The sequence below is a fragment of the uncultured Sphingorhabdus sp. genome, assembly GCF_937872355.1.
In the GTDB taxonomy this organism is placed as follows: domain Bacteria; phylum Pseudomonadota; class Alphaproteobacteria; order Sphingomonadales; family Sphingomonadaceae; genus Sphingorhabdus_B.
Genome location: NZ_CALMSV010000042.1, coordinates 1 through 4041 on the forward strand (window position 1 = coordinate 1; position 4041 = coordinate 4041).

Consider the following 4041-nt stretch of genomic DNA (forward strand, 5'->3'; position numbering starts at 1 on the left):
CGTGCTGGGCCATGAAGGCGGTACCGTCCTTGTTGTTCTTAATGGTCTGAGACTGCTGAGTGATCCTATCTGCAATACGAGGCGACCCGTGACTGATCGGGAGTCAGTTGAACAGGGACACGACGACAAGGCACAAGCCGGTGCGTCGAGCCAACTGCGGAACGCCGACGCAACAACTACAAAGACCTCCACAATAACCTAGCGGTGCCCAGTTTCATCCTCTTCGGCACGCTAGTTCAACACCACGCCGAAAACTGTTGCCAAGCGTTGGTGGGCTGCGTGATCGTTCCTCACGGCCCCATTGAATGCCACGGCCAGGAAACAGCCAGCGCTGCGGCCGCGCGGGCCACCAATAACTCCGCAAAATCCTCAACAATTGCGGAGAGAGAGTATGACGTAACGGTCAGCCCTTACCCTGCTCTGCCCAGATTACCATCCGCCGGTTGTCGATGTCGGTAATCTTAAATAGAACCACCTCCGACATGCACAGTACGGCAGAATAGACCGTCGTCAGCGCGGTGCGGCTCTTCAGGCTTGGACTTGTATCCAGGAAGCACGCGACCTTGTCGATGCCCAACGCCACCGGCAGCTTGCTCGGCTGGCGTGCATAGCTGATGCGCTCCGAAATGGCATCTTGGCCGAGCGTCACATCGTAGAAAAGGTGTTGCGCACACACGATCTGATCGAGTGCCGGCCAGGATATCTCGATCACCACCAAGTGGATCTGAAAGACGCGGATATCCTACAGCTCGGGACGATCAGACGACCGACCAAATACCGGCTCAACTTCGATACCGCGGCAAGGTCGAATCACTGCGTTGCGGCGACAGATTGCGAACCGTCATGCCCTCAATCATACGGCGGCAAAGAGGCTGATCTCAGCCATTGCGAAAACTCCTGTCTGAAGGATTGTGTTTCGAAAACCCGCGATCCTCTCACACAGGAGCTTGCTGTTGCGACTCTTCCCTCAATTGCCGCGCAAGCGACTTCGTTCAATCCAAAATCGATTCAACCTGAACCCATCCGCTTTAGTGCGCGGTTTCCAGAACCTTAAAGCTCATTCCGATTCTATCTCAGAAACTGTCTGAAGCGCCTCAACGACAGGAAAAAAAGAACTGATCCAATCACGATAAGCGCCAGGAGCTGCGGCCAAACCACATCAAGACCGGCGCCTCGAAACAGGATGGACTGCGCCAGCATCACGAAATGCGTGTTCGGCGCTGCCAGCATGATGTTCTGAATAATCTCGGGCATGCTTTCGCGTGGGGTCATACTGCCGGACAATGCCTGAAGCGGAAGAAGAACGAGCATCAGCAGCAAACCAAACTGCGGCATCGTACCCGCCATGGTGGCGAGAAAGATGCCCATGCAGGTGGTAGCGAACAGATGCAGCGTTGCGCCGAACAAGAAAAGTGCCAGCGATCCTTGTATGGGAACCGCAAGCCAGCCTTTAACGACGAAAACAAGGGAAAACGCGGAGGCGATCAAAACTACGAAGCCCATCGACCAGATCTTGCTTGCCATGATCTCAAATGGCGTGACCGGCATGACAAGAAGATGCTCCGTCGTCCCGTGCTCGCGCTCGCGGATAAGGGCGGCACCGGTCAGGACGATCGACAGCATGGTGATAGAATTGATCACATTATTAATTGCGCTAAACCAACTCTTGTTGAGCGTCGGATTGAAGCGGGCCCGTTGCGCAAGCTCGATGGGCACGGTACTTGCCGCCCGATAGTGCTTTAGAAATTCGTTTATCTCGCTGGTGACGATCGATTGAACGTATCCGCTGCCCGTGAAGGCCTGCGACATGCGGGTCGCGTCAACGTTGATCTGAATCGTAGGCGATTTGTTGGCCAGGAGGTCGCGCTGGAAGTTCGGCGGGATATCGAGCGCGAAGGTGTCCAGGCCAGCGTCCATGCGGCGGTCCATCTCTGATTGAGTAATCAGCTTCGGAATCGAAAAGTAAGGAGGATTGAACGCCGTGATGATGCGGGATGATATTGGTGACTGATCCTCGTCAACCACTGCAATCGCTGCTCGATTGAGTGTTTCCGGCATTGCTTTCGATGCGGTATAGATCGAAATGGTGAAAGCGTAGATGATCAGCGCCAGCATCATGGGGTCACGAATGAGTCCCCACAATTCCTTGATACCCAATTGAACGATATTGGTCAGGCGCATGGCTAATTCGCCTGCTTTTTGAGAAGAACAACGCCCAGTCCCAACAAGACGGGAATCGCGATGAAGAGAGGTACGAACGAACCAGCCAAGTCGGAAAATTCGAGCCCCTTGGAGAAGGCACCGCGCGCAATGGTGACGAAATAAGCGGTCGGATAAATCTTCCCGATGAACGCGCCGACTCCCTGAAGGGACGACACCGGATCGATAAGCCCAGAATATTGCATGGCAGGAATCATTGTCAGCAGGGCCGTACCGAAGATTGCTGCGATCTGACTGGTGATGAAAGCCGATATGACAAGGCCCATGCCGGTCGCAGCCACGACATAGAGGAATGCCGCACCGGTGAGCGTCATGAAGCTTCCCGTAAACGGCACGTGGAAAATAAAGATCGCAAAGATCACCAGCAGCAAGAAGTTCAGCATCGCAAGCACGACATAAGGGATTTGCTTTCCGATCAGGAATTCCAGTCGCGTGACGGGCGTTGTGTAGAAATTAATGATGGACCCAAGTTCCTTTTCCCGAACAACGCTGAGTACGGCGAGCATCGTCGGTATCATCAGGAGGAGTAGCGGGATCACGGCGGGCACCATCGCCACCAGACTCTTGACGTTCGGGTTGTATCGATAACGAAGCTGGATCTGGAAACTACCCGATGTTGCGGCGCTCCCGTAAAGCTCCCGAGCCTTTTGGGTCAGCCAATTTGCGTGCATGGCCTGCACATACCCGCTTATGGTTTCAGCGCGCGATGGCATGGCGCCGTCGATCCATGCGCCGATCTGAACATTGCGGCCGTGTGAGACATCCCGTGCGAACCCTGGAGGTATCTCGATCGCCAAACTAAGTTCGCCGCTGCGCATCCTCTGATCCAGATCGGCATAGTCAGTAATCGGCGCCTTTTCCGTGAAATAGCGTGAGCCGGCAATTTGGAGAATATAGTCGCGGCTGATCGTGGAGTTGTCACGATCGAGCGCCGCGAAGGAGAGGTTTTCAACGTCCATCGTGATGCCGTAGCCCAAAACAAACAACAGAATGACGCTGCCAAGCGTGGCGAGCGTGGCGCGTATCGGATCGCGACGCAGTTCGAGCGCCTCACGCTGAGTGTAGGCGAACATGCGCCGGAAATTGAAAAGCCGATTCGCCGTTGTTCTTCTGTCGACTTTATTCTGTGTGTCAGCTGCCGCGGCCGAAGATAGCGGCACAGGCGTTGTTGTGGGGGACGATTTTTCCTTCTGTCCGCTGGCATCCAGGAGATAGGCAACGAAAGCGTCTTCGAGCGTTTTAGCGCTTCTCTTCTGTGTTATTGCAGCCGGAGTGTCGCTGATCAGGACCTTGCCTGCGTGCATGAGCGAGATGCGGTCGCAACGCTCTGCTTCGTTCATGAAATGCGTGGAAACGAAAATCGTAACATGATCCTTGCGCGAAAGGTCGGACAGAATTTGCCAGAAGCCATCGCGTGCGACGGGATCGACACCGGATGTCGGCTCGTCAAGCATCAGGATATCGGGAGAGTGAATCATCGCGACTGCAAGCGATAGTCGTTGACGGATACCGAGCGGCAATGCGTCCGGCAAAGAATCCATAACAGCGGCGAGATCGAAGCGCTGCGCCATCTCCTGGGTTCGCGCGGGAATTGCATCCAAAGGGATGCTGAATAAACGGGCGTGCAGATCGAGATTCTGCCGAACCGTCAACTCCGAATATAGCGAGAAGGCTTGCGACATGTAGCCGACACGGCGCCGGACAGTCATATCGTTCGGATCCACTTGGTGTCCGAACAGCCTCGCGTTGCCCTGGCTGGTCGACAGCAGTCCAGTCAACGCCTTCATTGTCGTTGATTTGCCGCAGCCGTTCGAGCACAGG

The 4041-nt window shown here is 55.0% G+C and carries 3 protein-coding genes; all 3 read right to left on the minus strand.

What is annotated here, in order from left to right; translation table 11 throughout:
* Positions 1–403: 403 nt before the first annotated feature.
* Complete coding sequence (locus Q0239_RS02080) at positions 404–712, minus strand: hypothetical protein (protein ID WP_298597660.1); 309 nt, start codon at positions 710–712, stop codon at positions 404–406.
* A gap of 356 nt (positions 713–1068) precedes the next feature.
* Complete coding sequence (locus Q0239_RS02085; protein WP_298597663.1) at positions 1069–2181, minus strand: ABC transporter permease; 1113 nt, start codon at positions 2179–2181, stop codon at positions 1069–1071.
* A gap of 2 nt (positions 2182–2183) precedes the next feature.
* Positions 2184–4041, minus strand: a 1858-nt coding sequence (locus tag Q0239_RS02090) for an ABC transporter permease (RefSeq protein ID WP_298597666.1), incomplete at its 5' end; no start/stop codon positions are given.

Bases quoted from the DNA above. Each gene is read 5' to 3' on its own strand.
- Q0239_RS02085 (WP_298597663.1), bottom strand. From the start codon at position 2,181: ATGCGCCTGACCAATATCGTTCAATTGGGTATCAAGGAATTGTGGGGA.